The organism is Lentibacillus cibarius (assembly GCF_005887555.1).
GTDB classification, from domain to species: Bacteria; Bacillota; Bacilli; order Bacillales; family Amphibacillaceae; genus Lentibacillus; species Lentibacillus cibarius.
In genome coordinates this window covers 3,260,957-3,287,526 of record NZ_VCIA01000001.1, presented here as the reverse complement: position 1 = coordinate 3,287,526, position 26,570 = coordinate 3,260,957, and the positions used below count along the sequence as shown (strand labels likewise).

Below are 26,570 nucleotides of genomic sequence, written 5' to 3'. Positions count from 1 at the left end.
TCACTATGAAAGCCTTTTTCTAATGAAAAAATCCCCAATGTCTGCTATTCTTGGTACGGAAAACATACATAGGGAAAAGGTGGTTAAAACATGATAGTGCCCATTACCGGTAATGTTACATATACGATTACATTAGATCCGACTGTATGGATCTTTGATGACCGGAAGATATTATTGGATGAAGCATTTACAGAAAATAAAGTGGATCACGACCAGGAAGACGAACTGGAAAAAGCATCCCGGCGATTTAATCAGGAAGTGTATCAACAAAAAATCAACCCGCCAGTTAACAAAAGCATCTCCCGTATGGAAGGGAAAAAAATCCTTGAAAACTCGTATGTCATGCCAATCAATGAATTTTTGAACCATGCTGAAATAAACGAAAATGCAACTGATGCAACACTTGTGATAACTAATGGCGATGAACAACAGGTTTCACTTCAGGCACTTAAGGAATGTTATCTGCTATTTGCAATGGACGGCAAGCCGTTGAAGGATGACGGTCCTGTTCACTTCCTCTATCGCGATGGTTCCAACCGTGACAATCCGATTAAAGGCGTCAAAAAAATTATTATAAACTGAGTAAAAGACTGGCTGCATATGGATTGCAGTCAGTCTTTTTGTATAATTCACCGGCGATGAACCAAACTAGTAATAACAGTAATTCCCTGCTTGAATAAAGGAGGAGTATACATGCTAACACGCGCAGGAATACTATCGCTACTAAGTCTTTCCGTGGTCCTTTTCGGTTGTCAACAAAATGATGAAGAACGATCAATGCCTGAGGAAACAGAAAATAATCGTTATATCCAAGTAGAAGATTCACACCCACAAGAAAAACAAAACCTGTCCAATAATGAAATAGCCACCCATTTAGCCAATATTGCCGGGAATGTGCCTGACGTTCATGACGCTACTTCCGTTGTAGCAGGACCATATGCCGTCGTTGGGATTGATGTGGACAAAGATTTAGACCGATCCCGGGTTGGTTCCATCAAATACGCTGTGCTTGAAGCTCTACAAAAGGACCCCTATGGAAAGACAGCCGTCGTTGTTGCTGATGGGGACGTTGTTGAACGCATCCGATCGATGGGTGATAAGATTTCACAAGGCTATCCTGTACAGGGATTTATTGATGAATTAGCAGCGATTGTAGGGAGATATATGCCTGATTTTCCAATCAATGAGGACCGCCCCAAAGAACGGGATCAAAACAAAAAATCTATCCCGAAAGATGACAAAAAACAATTGGATGATGTGGAAGAGGAACAATCCAACCACCATAATAAAGAATAAAAAAAGGTGCGCTTCCCGGAATCGGGAGTGCACCTTTTTACTGTTATTCATTCTCGTTTGTCACCTCATTGTAATAATGCACGCCGAACTGAGAGCCCTCAGAAACCATTTTTGCGTTTTCCAGCTGTGCAGCATCATTTACTTCGACTTGGTCAGGTATACCGGCATCTGTAAGCGTCTCATTAAACTGACCATTTGAGAAATCAGGGTTATTATGACCATTTCGACGATTAAACAGAAAATAGCCTGTCACACCAGCACCAATGACACCAGCCGCTGAGGCGATGTACCTTTTTTTCATCCAATCCCCCCTCACAAATGATTTCCTTACTTTTCTGTTCCCGTTTAGTTTGATTTGAAACATATTCTTTTATACAATAACTTGTCATGTTATAGTAAAAAGTAAGGTCGGCTGTACTAGCACGTCCTGTGCGTCGGCAGGCTAAGTTCGTCACGTCCTGTGACAATGCCTGCACTAGCACGTCCTGTGCGTCGGAGGTGAAGATGATGAAAGTAAAATGTGTACTATGTGATGCTATACATGATATAAAAGATGACTCGCTGCAGGCCAAACGCCTGCGCAACCGAAGAATTCGCATGTATCTATGTGATGAGTGTGACGGGCGAATTTATGACAAAACCCAAAAACGTCATGCAACAGGCAAATTCCAGCTATATAATGGACACAAGAAAAAGAAAGATCTTATTTAAAAAACTCCCCTTATTTGGGAGTTTTTTATTTAACCGGTTCCTTGTTTTCTGACTTCCGCTGCAAATGAAGACGGTACCGGTAAATCCCCAGAACAAGGCAAATAGCAATCAAACTGTCCGTCACCGGGTAACCGACTAAGCTGAAAAAGTTTAATATGAGCATTCCAAAAGCAAGCATGATATAGACCAAGACTGATTTCAATATCGGCAGCCGTCGAGCAAAGCCTAGTTTGTATGCAATTGCCGATAAAATCAAATTGATGATGTAAAATGTCCAAAAAACGTTTATGCTGTCACGATAACTTATAACTAAATCAAAAATAAAACTGTAATTGCTATCCATTTAAATCCTCCATCCAGTCTTGCAATCAATCTACTTTTCTATCATACTAAATCTTGTGCGTGCATGCCAGAAAAATCGACAGCTTTACATATGGATATGGTGAACAAAGGTGCAAGCGCCCTTGCAGGGTACAGACGCGACATCCTGTGCGGGCACCTGCACTGGTACATTTTTACGTTGGAGCCGAGCGCGGCTTTCTTTGCAAGTAAAAGTTATATCGCTACATTTTATACTTTCTTGGCTTATCTAGAAAACGAGGTGGTTAGATGCAAAAACTTAACATACCAATGCTATTATTGGCGACACTCGTCATATCCATGTTCGTTCTTGTCGGCATATCCATCGCATTTCGGAGTATTTGGCTCATACTTTTGTTCTTGTTGCTCGGATTTTTATTCATGGGTTTCGGTCTATTCCTGAAACGCAAAAGAAAGTGACTTCTCGCTTGAAGTCACTTTCTTCCCTTCAGCATAAAGCCATTAACAATCCTTTCATGGATAACCGGGTTGCAGGTTAATACAGAAGCACTCTGTAACAGGTTGATTGGTTCACCAAATGAAGTGGTTGTCACACCACCCACCTCATTGACAATAACAATTCCTGCTGCTATATCCCATGCAGACAGCCCCATGGTTATGTATCCATCCATCACTCCTTCTGCAACATAGGCAAATTCGAGCGCTGCCGACCCATATGTTCTTGTTCCTCTTACCGTCCTTACTAGTTCCTGCATCTTTTTTTCATTAACGAGATGATTCTCACAAAGCCAAAAGTGATTCACACCCAAAATAGTTTCATCAAACCTTTTACTATCAGGAAGCGGTGTTAATGGTGTGTCGTTTTTAAACGCACCTTCTCCTTTTTTCGCGCTATATAAATGATCGGCCATAACATCATAAATCAGACCGATTTCTCCGACGCCATCATGGTAAATGCCTACAGAAATGGCGAAATTTCTCTTTTGATGGACAAAATTCATCGTCCCGTCAATCGGATCAATAATCCAGACGGTTCCATCAAGGGATGTCACATCATCGCCATAACCTTCTTCACCGATAATCAAATGATCCGGATAGACCTTTTTTATATTATTCATGAAAAAATATTCCGTATCCTTGTCCATTGTAGTCACTAGGTCATTGGCGTCAGCTTTTGTTTCAATGGTCAACGGGGTATTCATGCGTTTCCTTATAGCTTGCCCCGCTTCCAGTACCCATTCTCTTGCCAATTGGTAAATTGCGTTACGTTCTTGCATATTCATTTGTATGCCTCCATTTTTTCAATCTGCCACAATCATACCAAAATAATGGACAAGAATCACATGTTGGGTTCTTTGAGAACAGTAACGGCTACTTTGTAATGGAAAATGACCCCAAGGTTGATTCATGGGGCCATTTTTCTCAATCTTATTCCTGCAAATCTAAAAGCTGCAAACGTAAGGTTTTTAGTCTTTCCTTCGATTTTATTATTTGTACGCGGTCATTTGCCTGTATAGCATCATATAAAGTCATAAGTTCATAATCGATTTCAATGCGGATAACGGGCAGTTTGTTTTTATCGGCTTGCCTCCTCAAGTTCTCCACAACGTATTTCACGTCACCCACTACCTTTCTGGTGGCTTTAATTATATATATGCTATTCTTCAACAATTTGTTCACATATTCCCTGATTTAAAAATTCCCCGGTCACTGTGATATTAAACGTTCATATATATGCACAGCTTGACTGCTTGGGCTTTTTCGCGAATAATAATGACTATAAACAAAGAAATAAATACAACAAGGGGGATGAAACGATGGAATTCACAGGGTTTAATAAAGCAGATTTTGACGTCTTTACAATCGATGGCCTTGATGAACGTATGAAGGCGCTAAAAGAACGTATACAACCAAAATTCAAGACGATTGGGGATGAGCTTGCAGGACCTGTCTCAGACATGACAGGTAAAGAAATGTATGTACATATTGCCAAACATGCCAGAAGGACAAAGAATCCGCCAAACGATACGTGGATGGCCTTTTGTCACGACAAAAGAGGGTACAAGAAACACCCCCATTTCCAGATTGGGCTTTTTGATGATCATTTGTTTATGTGGCTAGCCTATATTTATGAACTCCCCGGAAAAGAAAATATCGCGAAGACCTTTTTAAGTCATACTACCGACATCCGTGCGTCATTACCAGCACACTATGTGGTTTCCCTCGATCATACGAAAAAAGAAGCAGAAAGTCTGGAGACCATTGACCTTGAGAAAGCATTAACACGGCTTCAGAATGTCAAAAAAGCTGAATTTCTAATAGGTAGGCATTTCCGCCCGGATGATCCTGTCCTACAAGACCGGGAACGTTTTTTACATGAAGCACAAACCACTTTCAGCACATTGACACCGCTGTATAATATTTCAATGGATCAATGAGTTTCTTATCTTTCAAAAAGTAAAACGAAAAGACCCTTCATCATGAAAGGTCTTTTCGTTATTTCATACGAATATTTTTCTCGTCACTGTTTCTCGCCTTTTTCACAACCGGGAAACAAGCATAGCCTGATGCCCGCTCAAATTCCCGGAAATATGTTTTTTCCTCACTTTTAGATGGAACAATACGCTTGAATCGATGATAGGCAGCAAGCACGTCCTCCCGCTGCACCTGTTTTTCATACGCTTGCTCCACAAGAGCAAAAAAGTTAACGACATCAATCACTTCCTGTTTTGACCAGGAATCATCGAGTGGATAATGGTAATTCATTACTTGCGTGTCACCTCATTTACTCCATTTTCGACGGATAGCGCCGGCTTCATCTATCATAACATTAATAATCTCGCGAACAGACGATGTGTGTTTGATCCGTGCTGCACCTTGACCAGCCCAGCCAAATCCTTTCGTGTCATCGCCATCATAAATATAGCGTTTGTTCGCTTCCCCACTTATATGCTCGCGTAGTGATTCATAATTACCGTTCTGTTTTTCAAGTTCCAGTATCTCTTCTGTCCACGGATTTTTCAACGCGCGTGCAGGCGTCCCCAGTGATCGTTTAATAACGACCGTTGCCTCTTCATCCGCATCAATTAGCGCCTGTTTATAAGCAGGATGAGCATCAACACATTCCTTTGCGGCGATGAAGCGTGTTCCCATTTCCACCCCTTCAGCCCCGAGTGCCATTGCTGCCATCATGCCGCGTCCGTCAACAATGCCTCCTGAAGCAATGACCGGAATTGATACCGCATCAACAACTTGCGGTGTCAGCACAAACGTACCGGTGTCACCTCGGCCGAGATGACCACCACCTTCCTGCCCCACAACCATAACAGCATCTGCACCAAGTTCTTCCGCCTTTTCAGCCTGTCTGCGTGCAGCCGTGAGAACCAGTTTTTTAATTGGATGTGCGTGCACCATATCAAGAACAGGTTTAGGGTTTCCGCCTGTTACCGATATGGCTGGCACTTGTTCGTCAATGGCCACTTGCACCATATGTTTAAAAGGTCTCCCGTGTTGCCCGATGGCAAAATTCACACCAAATGGTTTCTCTGTCATTTTTCTCACTTTCCGGATTTCCTCACGCAGTGCTTCCGGTCCATCCAAACTCATAGCTGTTATCTGCCCTAGCCCACCGGCATTGGATACAGCTGCAGCTAGGTCGGCATATGCCAAGTAAGCAAGTCCCCCTGAATAATCGGATAATCAATATGTAACAGTTTTGTTACCCCTGTCTCCCATTTCACACGTTACACCCCATTTTTCTTTCATCATAGCATTTCATACCCGTTAATGGCTAATCAGACGAAAAAAAAGCTGTATGTTTACATACAGCTTTTTATGGGTGAAAACGTATTTAATTATCACAGCAGTTCGTGCATGTTCCATATAGTGTCGATACTTTCTCATCGTCAAAGTGCTCTATTACCTCTTGACAGTCTTGGCAAATGATGGTCCCCATTAATCCCAGCTCCTTTTTAACTGAAGTGATATTCTTATTATAGTATGACACAATCAAAAAATCAACCGTGTATTAGTATATCATATTAAAAATTTATGTTTTTGTTAAAAAGCCAGTCGCATCATATGCGGCTGGCTTTTTCACACTTGTTTATTCTATTGTTTGAATACGAGTTGGATCGACTATTTTATACCCTTTATCACGAAGGCCCGTAACAATTTCTTCTAACGCCGCAGCCGTCCATTCACGGTCATGCATCAACAAATTGGCCCCAGGTTTAAGCAGGCTATAAGGAACATCCACTTCCGGACCTTTACCGGATATCATTGCTTCTTTTATTTTTTCCGTATCCATGTATGGTTCAAAATAATCATATCCATATGTCCAGTTCATGGAAACCATACCCTCTTGCTCCGCTAATTTTTTAGTGAAGTCGGTGTTAGCCCCATTTGGCGGCCTAAAAAATTGCGGACGTTTACCAATAATATCTTCAATGGTATCGTTCAAACGGACAATCTGGTCTTTTTGTTCTTGTTTGGATAAATCAGGTAGATAGCTGTGATTGTAGGTATGATTACCAATCACAAAACCCATGTCATCAATTTTCTTCAGCATGTTTTGGCCTTCTGTTGATTCAAGAAAATGGCCATTAATGAAAAATATCGCATTTGCATCCATTGACTTTAATGTATTTGCCATTTCCAACGCGTACTCGTCAGGCGCATCATCAAATGTTAGAAGTACCACTTTCTCATTAGCATCGTCTATCGGGACCACAGAAGATGTTTCTGCATTAATCTTATACTGCGGTTCGGCAGGAGCATCGGCTTCCTGCTGATCAGTTTGCTCATTTTTTTCCGGCTCATTTTTATTTTGGTCTGTTGTTGTTTGGCCATCACTTCCCGTTTGTTCATTTTCCTGTTCCTGATGATGATCAGAGCTAGTATTTATTCCTGTACCGTCCGTATTTTCTGTGCACGCACCAAGTATCATAAGTGCAAAAAATAAAACCCATATGCCGTATTTCAACTGCTGCTCCCCCTAATACACTTTTAGAATAATTATATACATTATATCGTATATTCTGTGGTTTGACTATCTGCTGATTATTCATTGTTTATTTATATAAAATTTGGGTATACATCATTTTAGAAGTTAAGGCAGTATTATATTTTTAATTAGTGGGATAATAATTTTTAGCACCTTATCAATTGAATTAGACGACAAATTATGACAAAATGTTAAATTGTGCTAGCCCTCACCGTAATCTACATAGAAAGGAATAGGTAAAATGAAAAAAGTTACACACGATAACCTTACAATGCGTTTTCAAGTGATGGGCAATAAATTAAAAAATACCATGAGCATATAAGGGAATAAAGGTACCCCCCGACAACTTCTAAGGGGAAACGTTACAGATTCAAATTAAGCATGTCGAATTTCGTAATTTGAACAAGGTTCTGTTGTCCAATGTTGCCCTTTTCATGGTAAACTACGAATTTTCAAAAAACAGGGAGGTCTTACTATTAAATCAAAAACAATGACGGCCGTTTTTTGGGTATCTCTTGCAATGGTATCTATATTTATTATATGGGGAGTCTTTTTACCAACAAATGTTGAATATGTATTAGGCATAGTTGACAGTTTTATTTCACATACATTTGGTTGGTTTTATTTAGTGGTTACGACAGGTTTTGTTATTCTTGCATTGTATTTGATCTTCGGACCATATGGAAAAATCAAGCTTGGAAAGCCTGATGATGATCCGGAGTATGGTTATTTTACTTGGTTTGCGTTTTTATTCACTGCCGGCATGGGTGTCGGCCTCGTATTCTACGGTGTGACGGAACCTATAACACATCTTTATTCACCACCTTCCGCTGATCCGGAAACAGTGGCTGCCGCAGAAGAGTCCATGCAGTACACCTTATTCCACTGGGGGTTCCATCCATGGGCTACATATGCAGTGCTGGCATTAACACTAGCTTATTTTAAGTTCCGTCATGGGGCGCCTGCTTTAATCAGTTCTGCTTTTTCGCCACTGATTGGCAATCGGTCCAAAGGCAGTTTAGGAATCGCTATTGAAACACTGGCCGTTTTTGCCACCGTATTTGGTATTGCAACTTCGCTTGGACTTGGCGCAACACAGATTACAGCCGGTTTAAGCTACACCTTTGAAGGAATTCCAAATACACTGACTACGAATCTAATTGTCATTTTAGTAATCACCATATTATTCATGCTTTCCGCAACGACTGGCATTAACCGAGGTATTCGCTATCTGAGCTGGACGAATATTGTTCTTGCCGTCGCACTGATGCTCTTTGTGTTTGTTCTTGGATCTTCAGTAAGGATGATCGAGTCATTTACAACAACAATGGGTAATTATTTACAAAACCTCCCAACGATGACATTCAGCATGAATGCATTTACAGGGGACCGAGAGTTTCTTAATTCATGGACGCTCTTTTACTGGGCTTGGTGGATTGGCTGGTCACCATTTGTTGGAACCTTTATTGCCCGAGTCTCCAGAGGAAGGACTATTCGTGAATTTGTTCTTGGGGTAACTGCCATTCCGGTTATATTCAGTGCTTTTTGGTTTTCTGTTTTTGGCATTGCCGGATTTGAAATGGACTCAGCTGAAGGTGGCATGATCCATCAGCTGATGAACGAAATGGGAAATGAAGTAGCTCTATTCGCATTTCTTGAGTCAACACCTGCGGCAACTGTTGTTATCGGTATTGCAGTACTCTTGATTACTTCTTTCTTTGTTACCTCAGCCGATTCTGGTACATTTGTGCTTGGCATGCTGACGACAGGTGGCAAATTAAATCCGAGTACGGGCGTTAAAGTTGTGTGGGGAATTATCCTTGCATCAACTGCCGCGGTTCTGTTGTGGTCAGGCGGGCTGTCAGCACTTCAGATGGCCATGCTGATTGCTGCATTCCCGTTTGCGATTTTGATGATTTTCATGTGTATTTCGCTCTTTAAAGCATTGAACAGCGAACATTACATTTTGCAAATGGAAAGGAAACAGCGCGAACACGATCCGGAGTTCCGGGAGAAGCAACGCAGAAAACTGAGAAAAATGCGCAAAGGATTTCAGAAAACACTACCTGACGCTGATAATGAAAGTGAATATTGATACAAAAAGCTGTCCAGAAATGGATTCCCCATTCCGGACAGCTTTTTTATGAAGGCCGAATAGGCTGGAAGTTATATTCTTTCCAGTCTTTCCGGGATTGCATTTATCTGGAGCTTGTTGTTTAATAAGTTCAAACTAAAAAACGAGCCATTGTCCAAGCTGTTATGGACATGGCTCATTTTTAATTCCTCGTTTGCTTTACATCGTATGGATAGGTGTACCCAAAGCAACATCGGCAGCTTCCATTGTCACTTCGCCCAATGTTGGATGAGCATGAATGGTGAGTGCAATATCTTCAGCAGTCATCCCTGCCTCAATTGCTAGCCCTAGTTCTGCAATTACATCACTAGCGTTTGGACCAACAACTTGCGCACCAATGACCAAACCATCATCTTTTCGTGTAACAAGTTTTAGGAAACCATCTGTGCTATCCAGTGACAAGGCACGACCATTAGCTCCAAACGGGAACTTAGACGCTTTCACATCATAGCCTGCATCCTTAGCTTCCTGTTCTGTGTAGCCAACACCGGCAACTTCCGGATCGGCAAAAACTACAGCAGGAATAGCGAGATAATCAATTATTGTTTTTTCCCCACTAATTGCTTCAGCGGCCACTTTTCCTTCATAAGATGCTTTATGAGCAAGCGGCGGTCCTTGCACGATATCACCAATTGCATAAATATTTTCCTTGTTTGTACGGCACTGATTATCAATTTTTACAAGTCCTTTGTCATCCACTTCAATGCCTACTTGCTCAAGGCCAATTTCTTCCGTGTTTGGCCGACGACCGACAGTAACGAGAGCGTAATCAGCTTCAATCGTCTCTTCTTTACCATTCACTTCATAACTAACCTTTACACCATCGTCAGATTCGTCAACGCCTTTTGCCATGGCCTCGGTAACAATCGTAACGTTTTTCTTTTTAAGACTTTTCTTAACCGGCTGGGTCAATTGCTTTTCAAACCCACCCAAAATTTCTTTTGTTCCTTCAAGAATGGTTACTTCGGTACCTAAATTAGCATATGCCGTTCCTAGCTCAATACCAATATATCCACCGCCGATAACAACCATTTTTTCTGGAATTTCATCAAGATTCAGCGCACCTGTGGAATCCAAGACACGATCAGTATATTTGAAGTTTGGAATTTCAATCGGTGTTGAGCCTGTAGCAATAATGCAATTGTTAAACGTATACGTTTGCGAGTTCTTTTCATCCATCACCCTTAAGGTGTTTTGGTCTACGAAAAAGACTTCCCCTTTAACAATATCCACTTTGTTCCCCTTTAGAAGGCTTTCCACACCGGATGTCAGCTTGTTGACAACTTGTCCTTTCCACTCTTGCACTTTAGAAAAGTCTACCGATACATTTTCAGTGGTAATTCCCATTTCTTCACTTCCATGTGCACTGTGAGCTTTATGCCCGGCTTCAATCAGTGCTTTAGAGGGAATACAACCAACGTTAAGGCAAACTCCTCCTAGGTCACCTTTTTCAACAATCGTTACTTTTTGTCCGGTTTGGGCAGCCCGGATAGCTGCTACATAGCCTCCGGGACCTGCACCAATAACCATTGTGTCTGTTTCAATTGGAAAATCTCCTACTACCATAGTTTACGCCTCCATCATGATTAGTTGTGGATCGTTCAATAGACGCTTAATCTGGTTCAAGGCCAGCTGTGCAGTAGCTCCATCCACAATTCGGTGATCAAAGCTTAGTGACACCGCTAGTACAGGAGCTGCTACAATTTCACCGTCACGAACGATTGGTTTTTCTTGGATACGTCCAATACCAAGGATGATCGCTTCCGGATAATTGATAACCGGAGTGAACCATTGTCCGCCAGCAGAACCGATGTTGGTAATTGTATTGGATGCACCTTTCATCTCTTCTGGTGCTAGTTTACCACTGCGAGCTTTTTCTGCCAATTCATTTATTTCTTTGGAAATGGTGAAAATGGATTTTCTGTCGGCATCTTTCACAACTGGTACTAATAAACCTTTATCTGTGTCAGCCGCAATACCAATGTTGTAATAATGCTTGTGAATAATCTCATCTGTCTCATCGTCAACGGAAGCGTTAAGGATCGGATGATTTTTCGACGCTGAAATTAGTGCTTTAACAACATAAGGTAGATACGTTAATTTAATATCCTGTTCCGCTGCGACAGACTTAAACTTCTTACGATGCGCAACGAGTTCGGAACATCAACCTCATCCATAAGCGTAACATGCGGTGCTTTTGTTTTTGAATTGACCATTGCTTTTGCGATGGATTTGCGTATACCAGACATTTTTTCACGTGTTTCTGGATAGTCGCCCGCAGGAACCTTGGTTGCAGCAGCCGACTGTTCGGACTCATCTTTTGTAACAGCAGGTTCTTCTGCTTTTTGATCTCCGCTTAAGTACTGATCAATGTCGTCTTTCAAAATCCGGCCGTTCTTTCCGGAGCCTTGCACGTCCCCGATGTTCACATCGTTTTCACGTGCATATTTGCGTACAGATGGCATCGCGATTACACGCTTCTCGCTGTCACCTTTATCATCAGTTTTAACGGATTCTTCCTGTTCATCAGTTTTTTCCGCTGATTCGGCATCCGTTGTACTGGATTCTTCTTCCTTGTCCTGGACATCTTCTTCGGCTTCTTCATCGTCTGACTCATAACCTTCTGCGTCAAAGGTAATGAGTGTATTGCCGACAACAGCTACTTCCCCTTCGTCAACATGGACTTTTGTGACAGTGCCTTCAACTGGGGATGGAATCTCGACAACGGCTTTGTCGTTCTGCACTTCACACAGTACGTCGTCTTCTTTGACTTCATCCCCTTCTTTAACGAACCATTTGGCAATTTCACCTTCATGAATGCCTTCCCCAATATCAGGGAGTTTAAAATTATATGCCATTATGACAACCTCCAATTATTCATTAAAAATTAATAACCTCGTTCACCTTATTGATGACATCCTTATGGTTTGGCAACCACACCTCTTCTGCTTGTGAGAATGGATAAACGGTATCAGGTGCGGTTACGCGCATGATTGGTGCTTCCAAATGCAGGATAGCACGTTCCTGAATTTCGGATACAACATTTGCAGCAATTCCTGCCTGACGCTGTGCTTCCTGGATCACGACAACACGGTTCGTTTTCTTCACGGATTCAACGATGGTTTCGGTATCAATTGGTGATAACGTACGCAGGTCAATAACTTCCGCATCAATATTTTCCTGTTCAAGTTCATCAGCAGCCTTCAATGCTGTATGCACCATTGCCCCATAACCAATAAGAGTGACATCCTTACCTTCGCGTTTAATATCCGCTTTATCCAGTTCCACTGTGTACGCTTCATCCGGAACCTCGTCACGGAAGGAGCGGTAAAGTTTCATATGCTCCATGAAAAATACCGGATCATTATTGCGAATGGAAGAAATTAAGAGTCCTTTGGCATCATATGGTGTGGAAGGAACCACTACCCTGAAGCCGGGCTGTTGCGCAATCATGCCTTCCAGTGAATCAGCGTGTAGCTCAGGTGTATGCACGCCGCCTCCAAATGGCGTACGTACGGTGATTGGAGCTGATTTCGTGTCACCCGAGCGATAACGCATACGTGCTATCTGGCCATTGAGTGCGTCCATCGCTTCATAAATAAAGCCGATAAACTGAATCTCTGGCACTGGACGGAAACCCTGCAGCGCTAGGCCTAATGCAAGCCCGCCAATGCCTGACTCAGCAAGTGGCGTGTCAAATACACGTTCTTCCCCGAATTCATCCTGCAATCCTTCTGTTGCACGAAACACACCACCGTTCTGACCAACGTCCTCACCGAAAACGAGGACATTATCATCATTTTTCAGCTCATGTTGCATTGCATCTGTAATTGCCTGAATCATTGTTTTTTGCGCCATTTTACTTCGACTCCTTTTCCCTGTATTCTTCCATTTGCTCCTGCAAGTTGACCGGAAGCTCTTCATGCATAATATCGATTAGGTCAGTCACTTTCTGTTTTGGATGGTTATCCGCTTTTTTGATTGCTGCTTTAATTTCTTCTTTCGCTTCTTCGATAACCTTGTTTTCATCTTCTTCAGACCATAGATTTTTTGCTTCCAGGTATTTACGGAAACGGATTAATGGATCACGTTTCTCCCATTCGTTATCAAGGTCATCTGTACGATAGCGTGTCGGGTCGTCACCTGCCATCGTATGCGGACCATAACGATACGTCAGCGTTTCTATTAAAGCCGGCCCTTCACCATTAATCGCGCTTTCACGGGCTTTTTTCGTAACAGCATAGACAGCAAGTACGTCCATACCATCTACTTGATAACCTTCTACACCGGCAGCAACAGCTTTTTGTGCCAATGTTTTGGCATTTGTCTGTTTTTCAACCGGAACCGAAATAGCGAACTGATTATTCTGGACGAAGAAAAGCGCCGGAGCATTATAAGCACCTGCAAAGTTTACACCTTCATAAAAATCACCCTGAGACGTTCCACCGTCGCCGGTATAGGTTACAGCAACAGCCTTTTTGCCGCGTTTTTTCAGTCCTAGCGCAACACCGGCAGTCTGTGTATATTGTGCACCGATAATAATTTGTGGACTAAGCCCATGAACATCTTCCGGAAATTGATTACCATGGAAGTGTCCTCTTGAGAAAAGGAACGCCTGATACAGCGGGAGGCCATGCCATATAAGCTGTGGCACGTCACGATATGCCGGCAGTAAAAAGTCTTCTTGCTCTAGGGCGTAATGACTTCCAAGCTGGGATGCTTCCTGTCCTGCCGTCGGTGCATAAAAACCTAAACGCCCTTGACGATTCAGCGCAATCGACCGCTGATCAAGAACCCTTGTATAAACCATACGACGCATAAGTTCCTTTAAATTGTCATCTGACAGGTCGGGCTCATATTCTTTGTTCACGACTTCTCCATTTTCATCGAGAACCTGGAACATTTCGAACTGATTTTCAACATTTTCTAGTACTTGTTTCAAAATTGTTCACCTCTTCCTTTCTAATCACCTGTTTTATATTCTTGTCTAGCCTTCCCAAAATATGAGTAAATCTGTACTCATTTGCCTTTATTACTGTTCCCTTTATCAGGCATTGCCAATCATCCTATCAGCGTTTCATTAAACTGTTACATTTAAAAGGCAAAATTAATTAGTACAATGTTTAATCCATGTTAAAGTTTAGCTCATTTCAAGATGATTGGTCAATCATTTTGTTTTATTTTATCATTTTTCATGGGGATGATACCGTTTTCGTGACTTTTTCGCCCATTAGAAGGGAACTGTTATAATACTGGACGACGACTGTATTACTACACACTTCTCCCAAGGATTGGAATGTTTAAACAGCACTGGCTCAAAATTGGACGCTTTTTGTAGTTAACGAAGAAAGAACCGGGCCGTTTCCGGTCCCCGGTTCTTTTATTCAGCGGATTCACTTTTCCCAGATTCTTCTTTCTTGTCATTTTTATTCCTTGTATCCTCGTACTTAACGTTGATCTCAGCCGCTTCATAAAAATCCTTCTTCAATTCGTTATACTTATTTGTAAGCTCATTAAATTTTTCATTTGTTTCAATGACTTTTTCGTAAGCTTTATTCAGTTCTTCAATATGATTTGATAATGATTTCTGTTCCAGTTCCTTATCCTGGAGCATCGTATATAATTCCTTTTCCAATGACAAAGATTTGGAGTATGCTTCATGCAGCTTCATATATGCATCATAGCGGTCGCTCATGACCGTGTTCAATTTGTCAGCCTTTTTACGGACAGATTTATCCTCTAGGTCGGCAAGCTCGTCCTCCATTTTCATGAACTCTTTTTTGGATGCCTGCATACTTTCCTTTTCCAGTCCAATCTTTTTTTCCCTTTTTTCAATGTTGGCAATTGCCTCCTCTGACAACTCCTTCATCTTATCGTATTCATCCATGCTCAGTTCAATAATTTTATTGTATATTTCCTGTTCCTTCTGTTCCAACGCAACGATTGGATTTTGCTGTTTCTCGAATGTCTCCTCAAGTTCGACTGCTTTTTCCAAGTGATTGTAAATCTGCTCAGAAGCTGATGTGCCGCTGCACGCTGACAGGATTACAACCAAGGTAACAGCCATGATGATTAATGACTTTTTCCATATCACGTTAATGAGGCCTCCTTCGTTTCTGGTGCAAGCTTTTTTTAGTATAACATACATTTAAGTTACCAAATCCTGTTTACCAATTTTGCCTTAGCAATAAACCCACTGCTTGCAATCATCCTAACTTGCATCAACTAATTCATCAATCAAAAAACACACATCCTACAACAAATTTTATGATACAGGTAAACAAATTATGTTAAAATACGATTACCTACACACATACTAAAGTCTGCTCAAGCCCTATGTATCCAAGGGCAAAAAGTGCGGATGAATGAATCTATTTCGACTACTAGGGAGTGTGAACCATGATCACAATGGAGAACATTGTACGTGAGGGCCATCCATCATTACGTGCAAAAACACAAGAGGTGCCTGTTCCTCCCTCCGACGAGGATAGGCAATTGTTAGAAGATATGCTAACTTTTCTTAAAAACAGTCAGAATGAGGAATTAGCAAACAAGTACCAATTAAGGCCTGGTGTCGGGCTTGCAGCACCACAGCTTGGCATCAGCAAACGCTTGTGTGCAGTCCATTTTGAAGATCCAAGAGGCAAACTGTATAGCTACGGACTCGTCAATCCTAAAATCGTAAGTCACTCAGTAGAAAAGGCTTATCTTGCTTCAGGGGAAGGCTGTCTTTCAGTCGACCGGGACGTGGAAGGTTATGTTCCCCGCTATGCTCGTGTCACTGTTAAATCATTAGATATGGAGGGAAACGAAATCAAGTTGCGTCTACGTGACTTTGCCGCAATCGTTGTACAGCACGAAATCGATCACCTTGATGGCGTCATGTTTTACGACCACATTAATCAAGAAAATCCTTTTGCTATCCCAGACAACGCAAAAGCAATCGACTGATATCTGCGGGAATCTATGGTTCATGGATTCCTATTTTTTATACTGAATAATATACCAGCCAACAGCAGAAAATAGACGTACGAATTCCGGAAAATAACCTTTTTTTAACTAAATACAGTATTTTTATTTCCAAAATTACTGAAACCGTATTATACTGTATGGTAAGAGGGATTGGATCGGCAGAACGTTTTTATTGCTTTTCTTAAACTTCGGAAAGGAGATGCGTATCACATGTTGAAACGCCTGAGAGAAAAGCTAAAAAAACGCTTGAAAGATTTTCTGGGAAGAGGACGTGTACCTACTACATTTAACAAGGACTGTCTTAAGTAGAAAAAGAAAAAGCGTATGTGAAGTTTCATGCACCTTCATCGGTTATAGGTGCCACCCATATCGAAGTCAATCTCGGACGATTCGGGTCTTCTGTGTAAAAAAGCCATAACAGGATGATACTGGAAGAAGATTACACGGCTGGATTACTGAATCCATCTGCGTAAATAAGAAATTAGTTTAGCCGAAGAAACAGAATACGGAATTTACGTTTTAACTGACAAACGAAAAAAGGAGAGATAACAATGATTTATAAAGTGTATTATCAGGATTTGCCTGATGAAATACCTGTACGTGAACGCACGCAAAGCTTATATGTTGAAGCTGAATCCGAAAGAGAAGTACGCAATAAACTGTACGATCGCAATTATGATATAAATATTGAATTTGTCCAGCCGCTGAGTGATGCACATTTAAATTATGAAAAACAATCCGAGCATTTTGAACTGGAGACTGTCTAGTAAATGAAGTTTGTCAAAAATGATCAGACAGCGGTATTTGCTTTGGGAGGACTAGGTGAAATCGGGAAAAACACATATGGCATCCAATTCCAGGATGAAATCATTTTGGTGGATGCCGGAATTAAATTTCCCGAAGATGAATTACTTGGTATTGACTATGTCATTCCGGATTACACCTACCTAATACAAAATAAGGATAAAATTAAAGGATTATTCATAACTCATGGGCATGAGGACCATATCGGCGGCATCCCATACCTCTTGCGTGAAATAAATGTGCCGATTTACGCCGGCAAACTTGCGATCGGATTAATACGCAACAAACTGGAAGAACATGGCTTGTTGCGAAGCACTAAATTGAATACAATTCAGGAAGAAGACGTTATCAAATTCCGTAAAACATCTGTTTCCTTTTTCCGTACGACCCACAGTATTCCTGATTCATTCGGTATCGTCGTAAAAACACCACCAGGAAATGTCGTCCATACCGGTGATTTTAAATTTGACTTCACCCCCGTTGGCGAACCTGCAAACATTGCCAAAATGGCCGAAATTGGCAAAGAAGGTGTGTTATGCCTCCTTTCAGACAGTACGAATAGTGAGGTTCCAGGCTTTACCATGTCCGAACGGGTCGTTGGCGATAACATTAATGATATTTTCAGTAGGGTTGACGGGCGATTAATTTTTGCTACCTTTGCTTCCAACATCTATCGCCTGCAACAGGTAGTGGAAGCAGCAGTTAAACATGACCGTAAAATTGCCGTGTTTGGACGAAGCATGGAATCTGCCATCCGTATCGGACAGGAACTAGACTATATTCAAGCACCGAAAGATACATTTATCGAGCCGAACCAAATCAACCGTTTACCGGCCCATAAAGTTACCATTTTATGTACAGGTTCACAGGGCGAGCCAATGGCTGCACTGTCCCGTATTGCTAATGGAACTCACCGGCAAATACAAATAATCCCCGGTGATACGGTCGTGTTCTCGTCATCTCCAATCCCTGGCAACACGGTCAGTGTAAGCAAGACGATTAATAAACTCTACCGGGCGGGAGCAGATGTTATTCACGGCAAACTCAGTAATATTCACACTTCCGGACATGGAAGCCAGGATGAGCAAAAGTTGATGCTCCGACTGATACAGCCAAAATACTTCATGCCAATCCATGGTGAATATCGGATGCTGAAAGAACACCTTAAATTAGGTGAGGCATGTGGAATCAATCCTAACAATTCCTTTGTCATGGATAACGGTGACGTGTTAGCACTCGGAAAAGATAATGCCATGATTGCAGGAAAGATTCCTTCAGGTTCCATTTATGTCGATGGAAGCGGCATTGGTGATATTGGTAACATTGTGTTACGTGACCGCCGCATTCTATCCGAAGAAGGTCTTGTCATGATTGTGGTAAGCATTAATATGAAGGAATTTAAAATTGCATCCGGACCTGATATTATTTCGCGCGGCTTCGTTTACATGCGTGAATCAGAAGACTTAATTAATGAAGCGCAAAAACTTGTAGCAAAACATCTGGATAAGGTGATGGAGCGCAGGACAAGCCAATGGTCCGAAATTAAAAACGAAATAACTAATACCATCGCACCTTTCCTCTTTGAAAAAACAAAGCGGAGGCCAATGGTGCTGCCGATCATTATGGAAGTATAAACAGAACAAAGGCGCAAGCGCCCTAGCAGGCTAAAACCGTCACGTCCTGTGACAACGCCTGCACTAGCACATCCTGTGCGTCGTAGCGACGTACGGATTGCGCCTGCGCGTCGCAGGTGGATTGGCGTTGCCGCGCATCGCGGCGGGTTTAGCCGATCTTCCCTACTAGCCGCAGGAGATAAAGGAAACACGACGACCATAGGGAGTCAATGTTGACTTATCGTACGGAGGTGAAGGAAGTCGCGCTAGTCGCTGGGCGCTGGAGCCGGACGTGGCTTAACTTTGCCACTAAAAATTATATCGCTTCACTTTATACTTTCTTACCCTGGTAAAAAACGCCTAAACGTCCCTTCTTTCCAGAATCCTGATACAATTTCATCAAAAGAGCCGTGAGCATATGGCATGCTCACGGCTCTTTTCTTACAGGTTTCTGTATCAACAATAACATAACGACTCCAAACAAAAGATGGTCAATCAATCACAAGATGCTTTTCGAATCTGGAAATGTCCTTATCTGACCCAATAATAATTAGGATATCTCCCTCTTTTAGGATGTCATCTGCTGCCGGGGATACGTTAATTTCCTTTTCACGTTTAATGGCTACAACGTTACAACCGTAATTCGCACGTATATCCAAATCCACAAGCGTCTTGCCGCGCATCCGCTCGCCGGCTTTCACCTCAACGATACTGTGGTCATCTGAAAGCTCCAAATAATCCAGAATATTGTTGGATATTATATTTCGTGCAATCCGTTTTCCCATATCCCGTTCAGGGTGGACAACCTGATGAGCGCCAATCCGGTTTAATATTTTCTCATGATAGTCATTTTGTGCTTTTACTGTGATTTTTTTGATATTCAAGTCAGTCAGGACAACGGTCGTCAGTATGCTAGCCTGAATGTTGTCACCAATTGCCACAATCACATGATCGATATTTTTAATGCCTAATTCCCGTAATGTCGCTTCATCCGTTGAATCAGCCATAACTGCATGGGATGCAATATTTTTGAATTCGTTTATCTTATCCTCATCTTTGTCAATAGCCAGCACCTGCATTCCTTCCTGGTTCAGTTCTTCGCAAATGCTGCCGCCGAAACGGCCTAGTCCGATTACTGCATAATCTCGTTTCATTCCACTGACCCCCATCATCCAATGTGCTCCCTCATAGTCTATCACATCACACAAAAAATGACATAAGAAGTTAATTGTGCAAGAACATCAGGCATCCGTTCAACTGGAGCAGCTACAGGAGCAACAAATGTCTTTTAAATAATCATATGGCATCAAACATTTCAAATTGAGATTTAACAAGCTCAAAGTATTCCCCCTGTTGCTGCATAAGCTCATCATGGTTACCGCTCTCAAGTATTTTTCCGTTTTCCAGAACGAATATATTGTCAGACTCCCTAATGGTGGAAAGACGATGAGCTATGATGATCGCTGTTCGACCTTTCAACAAACGCTCCAGTGCATGCTGGATTTTCACTTCTGTTTCCGTATCAATGCTTGCGGTTGCCTCATCCAGAATTAATATGCGCGGATTGGCCAGCAACGCCCTGGCAAAGGATAGCAGCTGGCGTTCACCTGCTGATAGTATGTTGCCTCGTTCTTCCACCTCTGTTTCATACCCGTTCGCAAGACGCTTGATGAACTCATCAGCACCGACCACTTTTGATGCCTCGATTACTTCTTCGTCAGTTGCATCCGGACGCCCAAACCGGATGTTCTCCATAATGGTACCTGAAAATATAAACGTATCCTGCAATACGACACTGATTTGCTGACGAAGCTGATTGAGCTTGACATCACGCAAATCAAATCCATCAATCTTGACAGTACCTTCTGTCGGATCATAAAAACGGCTGATCAGATTGGCGATTGTTGATTTCCCGCTGCCTGTGTGTCCTACCAATGCAACGGTTTGCCCCGCTTTCATTTCCAGCGATACGTCGTGCAGCGCAACCCGTTCTTCGTCATACGCAAACTTAACCCGATCAAATTCAATATGTCCCTTCATATCAGGTAAATCTACGCCATCCGGTTTATCCACTACATTCGGTTTTTCATCAAGAAATTCAAAAATACGCTCAGATGCCGACATCGCCATTAGCAGCTGATTATACATCTGACCCAGCCGGGAAATCGGTTCCCAGAACATCCCAGTGTAAAAGCCAAATGACACAAACGTACCGGTTGTAATGCCGCCGTTTGTTTCACCAAGCAAAATAAGATACACTCCATAGGAAATAAGAATAATTGTTCCGATGGCATTGCTCATTTCGACAAACGGCCGGAACATGGCGCTTTTCTTGGTAGCTGTGCGCCAGCTGGAAAAGTTATCTGTATTCACCCCATCAAAGTATGCTGCGTTTTCTGTTTCCTGGGAAAACGACTGGGTAATACGAACGCCTTGGATACTTTCGTTCAAATGCGAATTTAACCGTGACTGCTGAATGCGCACTTGCTGCCACGAACGCCTGATGTTACGCCGCAGTTTTGTTGAAATATAGAACATAATCGGCAAAATGACCAGTATGGCAAGTGCCAGTTTTGGACTCAGCGAAAACAGAATAGCGATCATGCCCAACAGCATCACGATATCCATTAAAAGATTGATGATACCGTTTGTGAACAGTTCCTGCAATGCATTTGTATCATTCATGATTCGGACGATAATCGACCCGCCTGAACGCGAATCAAAAAATCGGTGTGACAGCCGTTGAACATGGGAAAATAGGTGCTGCCGCAGATCATAAATAACATTTTGCCCAAGTATATTGACCCACTTAATTCGAAATACATTGCCTACATAGCTAAGCAAATATAGAAGGCCAGTACCTATGACAAGATAAACTAGCATGTTCATGTTTTTATTGGCAATCACCATATCTATGGCAACTTTACCAATCAGAATCGGTACAATCAGTCTGACTGCTGTTGAGATAATCATAGCTGCAATGGCACCGGGCAAATAGGTTGTTGCATAAGGTTTTAAATAACTGAGCAGCCGCAACATCTGCTTCCAATTAAACGGTTTTTCTACTGCATGGTCAATGGTGTAGTGAAACCTGTTCAATTGACGGTTTTCTTTTGACGCTTCATTTGTTACTGCCATCATAGATCCCCCTTAGGTTGCAGTATGCATAATTTGCTCACGATCCTGATACTGAATATTGTAAATCCGTTCGTATGGACCATTATTTCGCACTAATTGCTCGTGTTTACCGCGTTCAGCAATCTGTCCATCCTCAAGGACAATGATTTCATCGGCATGTTTTAACGAAGAAATCCGATGCGCAATGATAAAGGTTGTTCTTCCTTTCATCACTTCCTTTAATGCTTGTTGTATTTTAAATTCCGTTTCCATATCAACAGCGGACGTTGCATCATCAAGAACAAGAACGCTTGGATTAATGCAGATAGCCCGGGCGATCGCGATCCGCTGCTTTTGCCCGCCGGATAACCCCATACCGCGTTCGCCGAGCAACGTATCATATCCGTCAGGCATTTCCATGATAAAGTCATGCGCCTGTGCACGTTTAGCTGCATCAATGATCTGTTCCTCAGGCATATCCATATTGCCATATCGAATATTTTCCCTGATGGTTGTGGAAAACAAAAATGATTCCTGTAGTACAAATCCAATATGCCTCCGCAATGTTTTCAGCGTATAATCACTAACAGGTCTCCCATCCAGAAGCACTTCCCCTTTTTCCGGCTCATAAAAGCGGGGAATTAGCTGGGTGATACTCGTCTTGCCGGCCCCGGTTGATCCAATCAGGCCGATGATTTTTCCAGGAGGCGCATCAAATGTTATGTCAGATAGCGCTGTATCATCCTCTTTTATATATGTCAGTGTTACATCCCGAAATGTGACATGCCCACTAATCGGTATATCAATCGCATCAGCTTTCTCCGTAATATCTTCCCTAGCCTCCAGAATCTCCAGTAAACGTTCACCGGAAGCTTTCGCCTGGGAGAACTGATTAATGACGAAGCCAAGTTCCATAAGCGGATCCATGATATACCAGACGAGGCTGAAAAAAGCCACAAGTTCACCGAGATGAAGATTACCGTTAATGACAAGGTAACCACCATAAGCTAGTAACAGCACTGCACAAGCATTTCCGATGAGCTCCATAACCGGAAAGTATTTCGACCAGATGCCGGCAGTGTATAAATAATTCTGGCGGTAGTTGTCGTTATTGTCAGAAAACCTGCCAATTTCAAAGTCTTCTCAAGACAGCGACTTAACGGTGTTCATCCCGCTAATATTCTCCTGCACCCTTGTATTCAGCCGCCCGAATGATTTCCGTATCCCTCTGAAGGCTGGATGAGCACGTTTTTCAAACATAAAGGCAACGACTGCCAAAAACGGCATTGACGCCATCGTAATGAGTGCCAAAGGAATGGAATAGAAAAACATAACTCCCAGACTGATCACAATTAGCAATGCAATACGAATTAGTTCAGAAAAGCCAAATGACAAAAAGTTGCGGAACATTTCCACATCAGTTGTCAGCCGAGACATGATGTCACCAGTTCTGGCATTGTCATAGTACTTGAACGATAATACCTGTAATTTGTCGTAAAGCTTTTCCCGTACCTTGTAAACAGAAGTGATTCCGAATAAATCTCCCATATACTGATGTAAGAAAGTAGCTATCGCTTTTATGAGCATAAGTCCAAAGAAACCACCCGCAATAAGGGGGATTAAATAATACCGATTCTTTAGTACAACCTCATCAATCGTCAATTGCAAAACAATCGGATAAACGACGGTAATCGTTACCACAAAACATAAAGCAATCACTGAGAAAATCAAAAATCTCTTATGTGGCCAATAGAATTGCTTCAGTTTTTTAAACGTCTGCAATGTGTTCCCTCCCTCATGTCATTTCATCATATCTAATATAACGGGTTCCGAAGTAAAATTCTATACCCTTTGAGCAAATTTTAAAAACTTTTATAAATTTTTGGAATATCATTCATGAAAAAACATCCGCCAAGAACTGGCAGATGTTTTTTCACTCACTATTCGTTTAAAATCCGGTTAATACGTTTCTGAAGCATTTTTATTCCTGTCCGCCCAGCTTGGCGATACCTCAATTTACCGCTTGCATCAAACACATAGTATGCCGGCACATACTCATTTTCAAATGCATCAGTCAGTATGTGCTGATCGTCTATAAAAATCGGCTGGGTTATGTTGTGTTCTGCTGCTGTCCGTTTCACCGCTTCTAGATCCTTATCTTTCTCAGAAAGCGGCATGTGGACAGATATCACGTTTACATCTTGTTTGTATTCAGCACAAAGTTCATTCACTTTCGGCATCATTTTTTTGCACATGCTGCAGCTAATTGACCAAAAATGAATGAACGTTGGCTTCTTTCCGATTAGCTTTTTTTTTGATATTGGTTTACTGTTTAACCATTTTGTTGCGCCTTTAAGCTCAGGCATCTGATCACGTAATTTCATTTTATTTCCTCCTGTCCGACAAAGAATTCCCTATTAATTTATTCCGTCTGTCGGTGGCTTTTCCGACGACTAAGACACAAATCAAATGCTTGTATCACTATGGTTAAAACACCTTCGCCCGAGTCGGACGTTTTAAATCAAACGATACAAGGTATATAGTGATTGTATGTAAAATTGTTGTAGAGAGGAAGTTGTACATGGAACTTTTGGGAATCCAGTTCAATCTGGCAGCCATTATAAGTTTTGCCTTAAGAGTCGGACTGCTGATTTTTTTATTTATCCTTTTCATACCAATTGGGAAAAAAGTTATCGTGAAATCTATCCAGCGGGCTGGTTCAAGTCAGAAAGCGTCACCAACCCGGATTAAAACACTGGAAAAGTTATTGGTGAATGTATTCTCTTATGCGGCAGGCTTCTTATTTATTATCATGCTTTTTGCAGTCTTGAATATTCCGATTGGTCCTTTACTTGCTGGAGCAGGTATTATCGGGCTTGCCATTGGTTTTGGAGCACAGGGACTTGTCAGTGATATCGTGACAGGATTTTTCATATTACTGGAGCATCAGTTGGAAATTGATGATTACATAACCACTGCCGGTTATGATGGAATAGTAGAAGAAGTAGGGTTGCGTACGACGAAAATACGCAGTTTCAACGGTACGTTAAATTATGTGCCAAATCGCCATATAGAAGGAGTGGCCAATCATTCAAGAGGCAATATGCGAGCGCTTGTGGATATGCGGATCAGTTACCATGACAATATGGATGAAGCCATTTCCGTGCTCGAGCGTGTATGCGCTGCATTTCAGGAAGATGAACGTTTCAAGGATGGTCCAAATGTCATTGGAGTACAAAGCATCGGATCATCTGAAGTCATTCTACGTGTTGTCGGACAAACGGAAAACGGTTTGCAGTGGGAATGCGAACGTGCCTTGCGGAAAGCCATTAAGGAAGCCTTTGACCAGGAAGGGATTACCATTCCCTACCCGCATCATGTTGTTATACAAAAAAGCAATTAGAAAGACCTTTACAGGCTCAAACCGAAACGTCCTGTGCGTCTTGCTGGACGTGGCTGATTTGGTACCTCGATTGTCCTCAGCAACCCAAATTTATAAATTCCTAACAAATAAAATAAGCTTCGGTTATGCAATATTGCAGTTGAACCGAAGCTTATTTTTTCTATTGATTTGTTTTCAGTCGGTCGCTCACCATTTGGCATACTTCTTCGGCATTCTGACCATCTGCATTAACGACGGGGCCTGCTATACTTGCTGTTGACATCCCCATCACATCTTTATCCTGTCCAGAAATGACACAGCAATCACAGTACCCGGTGTCATCTTCTGAATGTAGATCGACGACATCATGCCCCATTTCTGCTAACGCTTCTTTAACGTCTGTAAGTGTTTCTTCCACACCTATTCGTGCCATCGTGTATACCTCCTCCAGTTCAGTCAACATGTTCATACCTAGTTTTATCCTTTGTGGCGAAAGTATACAGATGTATTATTGTTCAGAAATAGCATTTATCATAGCTGTTGCAGCATGGACACCCGTTTCAAGTGCAGATTCATTAGGCTTCAGCTGTGCACTGTGCAAGCCGGATGCCGAATCTACCCCAAGCCAGACCATGAACCCGGGAATCTCTTTAAGCATGTAGCCGAAATCTTAACCTGTCATTGCTGGTGCTGCTTCCTTATAATCGATACCGGAGTTGCTCATCACATCAGCAAATAAATCGACGTATCGCTTATCATTCGTCACTTGATAGTAATTTGCGCCGTAATCAACCTCAATGAAACAGTCGTGGGCTATTTCAAAACCGCGGATGACCGTTTCCAGTTTTTGTTTGATAACATCGATGGACGAGGCATCAAGCGTGCGGATGGTTCCTTCCAGTCGGGCAGTTTCTGCAATTGCATTTTGCACAAACCCGCTTTCGATTTTACCAATTGTCAGTACAGCACTTTCCAGCGGATCTACCTTCCTGGAAATAACCTCCTGAGTTTTCTCAACAAAACTGCATGCCGCCACACCCATATCCTTTGTTAGATGCGGATATGCAGCATGACCACCCTGCCCTTTGAAATCAAGAAACAATTCACTGGTATTGGCAAACAATATGTATAGTGTTAGCTTTACTTTGGCAAACACATCCGGCGCTCGCAACAAGCAGCTCTCATGAAAGGTAATCTGGAATAGATGCCTTTGCA

27 protein-coding genes and 3 pseudogenes are annotated in these 26,570 nt (G+C 42.1%); 10 read left to right on the top strand and 20 right to left on the bottom strand.

Features of this window, described 5'->3' with window-relative positions; translation table 11 throughout:
* The first annotated feature begins 90 nt into the window (after positions 1-90).
* Complete coding sequence (locus FFL34_RS16150; RefSeq protein ID WP_138604345.1) at positions 91-582, top strand: hypothetical protein; 492 nt, start codon at positions 91-93, stop codon at positions 580-582.
* A 111-nt stretch (positions 583-693) separates the two neighbouring features.
* Positions 694-1,296, top strand: coding sequence for a YhcN/YlaJ family sporulation lipoprotein (locus FFL34_RS16145; protein WP_138604344.1), 603 nt, complete (start codon positions 694-696; stop codon positions 1,294-1,296).
* 43 nt (positions 1,297-1,339) lie between these two features.
* Here FFL34_RS16145 and FFL34_RS16140 read toward each other — a convergent pair whose 3' ends face one another.
* Positions 1,340-1,597: a hypothetical protein gene (locus tag FFL34_RS16140; RefSeq protein WP_138604343.1), complete on the bottom strand. Its 258-nt coding sequence runs from the start codon at positions 1,595-1,597 to the stop codon at positions 1,340-1,342.
* Between the two features lie 206 nt (positions 1,598-1,803).
* Between FFL34_RS16140 and FFL34_RS16135 the strand changes: the two genes are divergently transcribed.
* Positions 1,804-2,007, top strand: coding sequence for a YlaI family protein (locus FFL34_RS16135; protein WP_138604342.1), 204 nt, complete (start codon positions 1,804-1,806; stop codon positions 2,005-2,007).
* Positions 2,008-2,032: 25 nt separating this feature from the next.
* On the opposite strand, the gene FFL34_RS16130 is transcribed toward FFL34_RS16135, so the two are convergent.
* On the bottom strand, positions 2,033-2,350 hold the full coding sequence (locus tag FFL34_RS16130; RefSeq protein ID WP_138604341.1) for a YlaH-like family protein: 318 nt from the start codon (positions 2,348-2,350) through the stop codon (positions 2,033-2,035).
* A gap of 266 nt (positions 2,351-2,616) precedes the next feature.
* On the opposite strand from FFL34_RS16130, the gene FFL34_RS18385 reads away from it, so the two are divergent.
* The gene (locus FFL34_RS18385) at positions 2,617-2,787 is read left to right on the top strand and encodes a DUF5325 family protein (protein ID WP_171046418.1); all 171 of its coding nucleotides are present in this window, start codon (positions 2,617-2,619) and stop codon (positions 2,785-2,787) included.
* A gap of 14 nt (positions 2,788-2,801) precedes the next feature.
* On the opposite strand, the gene FFL34_RS16125 is transcribed toward FFL34_RS18385, so the two are convergent.
* Positions 2,802-3,611, bottom strand: coding sequence for an inositol monophosphatase family protein (locus FFL34_RS16125; protein ID WP_138604340.1), 810 nt, complete (start codon positions 3,609-3,611; stop codon positions 2,802-2,804).
* 145 nt (positions 3,612-3,756) lie between these two features.
* A complete protein-coding gene (locus tag FFL34_RS16120) occupies positions 3,757-3,945 on the bottom strand; it encodes a hypothetical protein (RefSeq protein WP_138604339.1) in 189 nt (62 codons plus the stop codon).
* Positions 3,946-4,145: 200 nt separating this feature from the next.
* Here FFL34_RS16120 and FFL34_RS16115 point away from each other — a divergent pair, with 200 nt between their 5' ends.
* Positions 4,146-4,766, top strand: a complete 621-nt coding sequence (locus tag FFL34_RS16115) for a YktB family protein (protein WP_138604338.1) — start codon at positions 4,146-4,148, stop codon at positions 4,764-4,766.
* 58 nt (positions 4,767-4,824) lie between these two features.
* Here the strand turns inward: FFL34_RS16115 and FFL34_RS16110 are convergent, their stop codons facing one another.
* The 4 genes and pseudogenes from FFL34_RS16110 to FFL34_RS16095 form a co-directional block, all read right to left on the bottom strand.
* On the bottom strand, positions 4,825-5,094 hold the full coding sequence (locus tag FFL34_RS16110) for a UPF0223 family protein (RefSeq protein ID WP_138604337.1): 270 nt from the start codon (positions 5,092-5,094) through the stop codon (positions 4,825-4,827).
* A 15-nt stretch (positions 5,095-5,109) separates the two neighbouring features.
* Positions 5,110-6,068 (bottom strand): annotated as a pseudogene (locus FFL34_RS16105) (NAD(P)H-dependent flavin oxidoreductase).
* Between the two features lie 110 nt (positions 6,069-6,178).
* Positions 6,179-6,283 (bottom strand): GapA-binding peptide SR1P, encoded by a 105-nt coding sequence (locus tag FFL34_RS16100; protein ID WP_138604336.1) that lies wholly within the window; start codon positions 6,281-6,283, stop codon positions 6,179-6,181.
* 150 nt (positions 6,284-6,433) lie between these two features.
* Positions 6,434-7,312, bottom strand: a complete 879-nt coding sequence (locus FFL34_RS16095) for a polysaccharide deacetylase family protein (RefSeq protein ID WP_234031528.1) — start codon at positions 7,310-7,312, stop codon at positions 6,434-6,436.
* 511 nt (positions 7,313-7,823) lie between these two features.
* Here FFL34_RS16095 and FFL34_RS16090 point away from each other — a divergent pair.
* The gene (locus tag FFL34_RS16090) at positions 7,824-9,428 is read left to right on the top strand and encodes a BCCT family transporter (protein ID WP_138604335.1); all 1,605 of its coding nucleotides are present in this window, start codon (positions 7,824-7,826) and stop codon (positions 9,426-9,428) included.
* Between the two features lie 198 nt (positions 9,429-9,626).
* On the opposite strand, the gene lpdA is transcribed toward FFL34_RS16090, so the two are convergent.
* The 5 genes and pseudogenes from lpdA to FFL34_RS16065 form a co-directional block, all read right to left on the bottom strand.
* Positions 9,627-11,033, bottom strand: a complete 1,407-nt coding sequence (lpdA, locus tag FFL34_RS16085) for a dihydrolipoyl dehydrogenase (RefSeq protein ID WP_138604334.1) — start codon at positions 11,031-11,033, stop codon at positions 9,627-9,629.
* Positions 11,034-11,036: 3 nt separating this feature from the next.
* A pseudogene (locus tag FFL34_RS16080) lies at positions 11,037-12,325 on the bottom strand (dihydrolipoamide acetyltransferase family protein).
* Positions 12,326-12,347: 22 nt separating this feature from the next.
* Positions 12,348-13,325, bottom strand: a complete 978-nt coding sequence (locus FFL34_RS16075) for an alpha-ketoacid dehydrogenase subunit beta (protein ID WP_138604333.1) — start codon at positions 13,323-13,325, stop codon at positions 12,348-12,350.
* A 1-nt stretch (position 13,326) separates the two neighbouring features.
* Positions 13,327-14,370 (bottom strand): pyruvate dehydrogenase (acetyl-transferring) E1 component subunit alpha, encoded by a 1,044-nt coding sequence (pdhA, locus tag FFL34_RS16070; RefSeq protein ID WP_171046446.1) that lies wholly within the window; start codon positions 14,368-14,370, stop codon positions 13,327-13,329.
* 477 nt (positions 14,371-14,847) lie between these two features.
* On the bottom strand, positions 14,848-15,561 hold the full coding sequence (locus FFL34_RS16065) for a YkyA family protein (protein WP_138604331.1): 714 nt from the start codon (positions 15,559-15,561) through the stop codon (positions 14,848-14,850).
* A gap of 305 nt (positions 15,562-15,866) precedes the next feature.
* Here FFL34_RS16065 and def point away from each other — a divergent pair, with 305 nt between their 5' ends.
* The 3 genes from def (at position 15,867) to rnjA (ending at position 18,877) form a co-directional block, all read left to right on the top strand.
* The gene (gene def, locus FFL34_RS16060) at positions 15,867-16,418 is read left to right on the top strand and encodes a peptide deformylase (RefSeq protein WP_138604330.1); all 552 of its coding nucleotides are present in this window, start codon (positions 15,867-15,869) and stop codon (positions 16,416-16,418) included.
* A 572-nt stretch (positions 16,419-16,990) separates the two neighbouring features.
* Positions 16,991-17,206 (top strand): DNA-dependent RNA polymerase subunit epsilon, encoded by a 216-nt coding sequence (locus FFL34_RS16055; RefSeq protein ID WP_138604329.1) that lies wholly within the window; start codon positions 16,991-16,993, stop codon positions 17,204-17,206.
* A 3-nt stretch (positions 17,207-17,209) separates the two neighbouring features.
* A complete protein-coding gene (gene rnjA / locus FFL34_RS16050; RefSeq protein WP_138604328.1) occupies positions 17,210-18,877 on the top strand; it encodes a ribonuclease J1 in 1,668 nt (555 codons plus the stop codon).
* A gap of 470 nt (positions 18,878-19,347) precedes the next feature.
* Here rnjA and FFL34_RS16045 read toward each other — a convergent pair whose 3' ends face one another.
* The 4 genes and pseudogenes from FFL34_RS16045 to FFL34_RS16030 form a co-directional block, all read right to left on the bottom strand.
* A complete protein-coding gene (locus FFL34_RS16045) occupies positions 19,348-20,010 on the bottom strand; it encodes a potassium channel family protein (protein WP_138604327.1) in 663 nt (220 codons plus the stop codon).
* A gap of 142 nt (positions 20,011-20,152) precedes the next feature.
* The gene (locus FFL34_RS16040; RefSeq protein ID WP_138604326.1) at positions 20,153-21,994 is read right to left on the bottom strand and encodes an ABC transporter ATP-binding protein; all 1,842 of its coding nucleotides are present in this window, start codon (positions 21,992-21,994) and stop codon (positions 20,153-20,155) included.
* Positions 21,995-22,006: 12 nt separating this feature from the next.
* A pseudogene (locus FFL34_RS16035) lies at positions 22,007-23,755 on the bottom strand (ABC transporter ATP-binding protein).
* A gap of 158 nt (positions 23,756-23,913) precedes the next feature.
* A complete protein-coding gene (locus FFL34_RS16030; RefSeq protein WP_138604325.1) occupies positions 23,914-24,357 on the bottom strand; it encodes a TlpA family protein disulfide reductase in 444 nt (147 codons plus the stop codon).
* Between the two features lie 197 nt (positions 24,358-24,554).
* Between FFL34_RS16030 and FFL34_RS16025 the strand changes: the two genes are divergently transcribed.
* The gene (locus tag FFL34_RS16025; RefSeq protein WP_138604324.1) at positions 24,555-25,376 is read left to right on the top strand and encodes a mechanosensitive ion channel family protein; all 822 of its coding nucleotides are present in this window, start codon (positions 24,555-24,557) and stop codon (positions 25,374-25,376) included.
* A 160-nt stretch (positions 25,377-25,536) separates the two neighbouring features.
* On the opposite strand, the gene FFL34_RS16020 is transcribed toward FFL34_RS16025, so the two are convergent.
* The 3 genes from FFL34_RS16020 to FFL34_RS16015 form a co-directional block, all read right to left on the bottom strand.
* Positions 25,537-25,788, bottom strand: coding sequence for a YkuS family protein (locus FFL34_RS16020; RefSeq protein ID WP_138604323.1), 252 nt, complete (start codon positions 25,786-25,788; stop codon positions 25,537-25,539).
* Positions 25,789-25,863: 75 nt separating this feature from the next.
* Positions 25,864-26,013 (bottom strand): hypothetical protein, encoded by a 150-nt coding sequence (locus FFL34_RS18970; protein ID WP_318279692.1) that lies wholly within the window; start codon positions 26,011-26,013, stop codon positions 25,864-25,866.
* 12 nt (positions 26,014-26,025) lie between these two features.
* Positions 26,026-26,526 carry a peptidase dimerization domain-containing protein gene (locus tag FFL34_RS16015; protein WP_318279691.1) on the bottom strand — a complete coding sequence of 167 codons (501 nt, stop codon included), beginning with the start codon at positions 26,524-26,526 and terminating at the stop codon, positions 26,026-26,028.
* Positions 26,527-26,570 lie beyond the last annotated feature (44 nt).

Bases quoted from the DNA above. Each gene is read 5' to 3' on its own strand.
- FFL34_RS18385 (WP_171046418.1), top strand. From the start codon at position 2,617: ATGCAAAAACTTAACATACCAATGCTATTATTGGCGACACTCGTCATA.
- FFL34_RS16140 (WP_138604343.1), bottom strand. From the start codon at position 1,597: ATGAAAAAAAGGTACATCGCCTCAGCGGCTGGTGTCATTGGTGCTGGT.
- FFL34_RS16125 (WP_138604340.1), bottom strand. From the start codon at position 3,611: ATGAATATGCAAGAACGTAACGCAATTTACCAATTGGCAAGAGAATGG.
- FFL34_RS16025 (WP_138604324.1), top strand. From the start codon at position 24,555: ATGGAACTTTTGGGAATCCAGTTCAATCTGGCAGCCATTATAAGTTTT.
- FFL34_RS16110 (WP_138604337.1), bottom strand. From the start codon at position 5,094: ATGAATTACCATTATCCACTCGATGATTCCTGGTCAAAACAGGAAGTG.
- FFL34_RS16115 (WP_138604338.1), top strand. From the start codon at position 4,146: ATGGAATTCACAGGGTTTAATAAAGCAGATTTTGACGTCTTTACAATC.
- pdhA (WP_171046446.1), bottom strand. From the start codon at position 14,370: ATGTTCCAGGTTCTCGATGAAAATGGAGAAGTCGTGAACAAAGAATAT.
- FFL34_RS16150 (WP_138604345.1), top strand. From the start codon at position 91: ATGATAGTGCCCATTACCGGTAATGTTACATATACGATTACATTAGAT.
- FFL34_RS16130 (WP_138604341.1), bottom strand. From the start codon at position 2,350: ATGGATAGCAATTACAGTTTTATTTTTGATTTAGTTATAAGTTATCGT.
- FFL34_RS16090 (WP_138604335.1), top strand. From the start codon at position 7,824: ATGACGGCCGTTTTTTGGGTATCTCTTGCAATGGTATCTATATTTATT.
- FFL34_RS18970 (WP_318279692.1), bottom strand. From the start codon at position 26,013: ATGCTTAAAGAGATTCCCGGGTTCATGGTCTGGCTTGGGGTAGATTCG.
- FFL34_RS16020 (WP_138604323.1), bottom strand. From the start codon at position 25,788: ATGGCACGAATAGGTGTGGAAGAAACACTTACAGACGTTAAAGAAGCG.
- FFL34_RS16100 (WP_138604336.1), bottom strand. From the start codon at position 6,283: ATGGGGACCATCATTTGCCAAGACTGTCAAGAGGTAATAGAGCACTTT.
- lpdA (WP_138604334.1), bottom strand. From the start codon at position 11,033: ATGGTAGTAGGAGATTTTCCAATTGAAACAGACACAATGGTTATTGGT.
- rnjA (WP_138604328.1), top strand. From the start codon at position 17,210: ATGAAGTTTGTCAAAAATGATCAGACAGCGGTATTTGCTTTGGGAGGA.
- def (WP_138604330.1), top strand. From the start codon at position 15,867: ATGATCACAATGGAGAACATTGTACGTGAGGGCCATCCATCATTACGT.
- FFL34_RS16040 (WP_138604326.1), bottom strand. From the start codon at position 21,994: ATGGCAGTAACAAATGAAGCGTCAAAAGAAAACCGTCAATTGAACAGG.
- FFL34_RS16075 (WP_138604333.1), bottom strand. From the start codon at position 13,325: ATGGCGCAAAAAACAATGATTCAGGCAATTACAGATGCAATGCAACAT.
- FFL34_RS16030 (WP_138604325.1), bottom strand. From the start codon at position 24,357: ATGAAATTACGTGATCAGATGCCTGAGCTTAAAGGCGCAACAAAATGG.
- FFL34_RS16145 (WP_138604344.1), top strand. From the start codon at position 694: ATGCTAACACGCGCAGGAATACTATCGCTACTAAGTCTTTCCGTGGTC.
- FFL34_RS16055 (WP_138604329.1), top strand. From the start codon at position 16,991: ATGATTTATAAAGTGTATTATCAGGATTTGCCTGATGAAATACCTGTA.
- FFL34_RS16045 (WP_138604327.1), bottom strand. From the start codon at position 20,010: ATGAAACGAGATTATGCAGTAATCGGACTAGGCCGTTTCGGCGGCAGC.
- FFL34_RS16135 (WP_138604342.1), top strand. From the start codon at position 1,804: ATGAAAGTAAAATGTGTACTATGTGATGCTATACATGATATAAAAGAT.